Origin of the sequence: Achromobacter sp. 2789STDY5608615 (genome assembly GCF_001298995.1) — a bacterium.
Lineage (GTDB): Bacteria > Pseudomonadota > Gammaproteobacteria > Burkholderiales > Burkholderiaceae_B > Achromobacter > Achromobacter insuavis.
The window spans coordinates 1-1462 of sequence record NZ_CYTY01000034.1; the positions used below are offsets into that span (position 1 = coordinate 1).

2 protein-coding genes are annotated in these 1462 nt (G+C 72.0%); both read right to left on the reverse strand.

Going from position 1 to position 1462, the window contains the following annotated elements:
• A partial coding sequence (locus tag AOZ49_RS24005; RefSeq protein ID WP_231690430.1) for a hypothetical protein occupies nucleotides 1–727 on the reverse strand: 727 nt, incomplete at its 3' end.
• A gap of 151 nt (nucleotides 728–878) precedes the next feature.
• On the reverse strand, nucleotides 879–1462 hold a 584-nt coding region (locus AOZ49_RS24010), incomplete at its 5' end, for a GGDEF domain-containing protein (protein ID WP_156355738.1).

Sequence of the window (1462 nt, forward strand, 5' to 3'; positions counted from 1 at the left end):
CCCCCCGCGCCATGGCGGCGAACAGCAAGGCATCGGAAGCCCCATCCCACGGCGGCGCCAGCGACTCGTCCACCTCGCCGTCTTCATCCACTTCCCGGATGAAGGCGGCCTCGCCATCGACGGCTTCGGCGCGTTGCCGCAGCAGCTTGTGGACCTGCATGAAACCGGCATGGACCGGCGAATGCGCGCCGCCGCGGCGGCGCGAGGCGGCCAGCACGCCATACCATTCGGAGGGCGGCGACGCCTCGGCGACGGCGCCGGACGGCGCAGTGGCGCCGCCCTCTTCCTCCGACGACCAGCGCGCCCACGCCCGGCCGTAACGGTCCCAGCCGTCGTCCGGCAAGTGTTCGCCCAGCGCTCGCGCCTGCTCGCGCGACAGATCGGGAATGCGGGCCAGGACGTCGAGCACGCCCTCGCCGTGCGGGCCGAACAGCAGGGCCAGCGGCAGCGGCTGCAACAGCTCGATGGCGGCGGCGCGCCAGTAGCCGGGTTGCGCCACCAGCCCGGACATGTCGCCCAGCTGCGTCACGCGCACGCGCCACAACTGTCCGGGCCACTGGCGGCCCAGGGTCAGGGAGGCGATGGATTGGTCGACCACGATCCAGGGCGGCTCGGCGCGCGCCAGCCGGACGTGGTTGCCGGCGCGTTCGAGCGCCAGGGAAGGATCGGCGGCGTCGAACCAGAAACCGTCGCGCTCGGACGGGGAAGCATGTGTAGGCGTCGTCATGGCGGTCATTATCGGCGCAAATGCTTGCCGCTCTGTCGACGGAAGCCGCCGGTCGCATGGTCGACCGGGACGCCGGTCGCACTGGCGACGAAGACGCCGGCCGTATTCGCGACGAAGACGCCGGCCGTATTGCCGACGCAGACGACGCCGTTCAGTCCGCCGCGACGCGCTCCGGCGCCAGCGCCGCTTCCAGCCGGTTGCCGCCCAGCGACTTGGCGCGATACAGGGCCATGTCGGCGCGCGCCAGCCCATCGGCCAGCGCCGGCGCGTCGTCCTCGAAATACGCCAGGCCGATGCTGACCGTGGCGGCGATGCCCAGGCCGTCGGCCTGGTTGGCGATGGCCTCGGCAAAGCGCGTGGCGGCGGCCGCGCCCAGCTCGTGCGCGCGGCGGGCGTCGTCGCCCGAGAGCAGCGCGGCGAACTCCTCGCCGCCGATGCGGGCCAGGATCGCCCGCGGCCCGAGCGCGACGCGGGCGATGCCGGCGAACGACTTCAGCACCAGGTCGCCGGTATGGTGGCCGTAGCGGTCGTTGATGCTTTTGAATTGGTCCAGGTCGAACGCCAGCACGGCGATCGGCTCGCGGCCCGATTGGGTCTCGATCAGGCGCGCGCCCTGCTCGAAGAACCAGCGCCGGTTGCCCAGGCGGGTCAGGTAGTCGGTCTGCGATTCCAGCACCAGCTGCACGTGGGTTTCCTCGCGGATCAGCTTGACCAGCGTCATCGGCAGCAGCACCG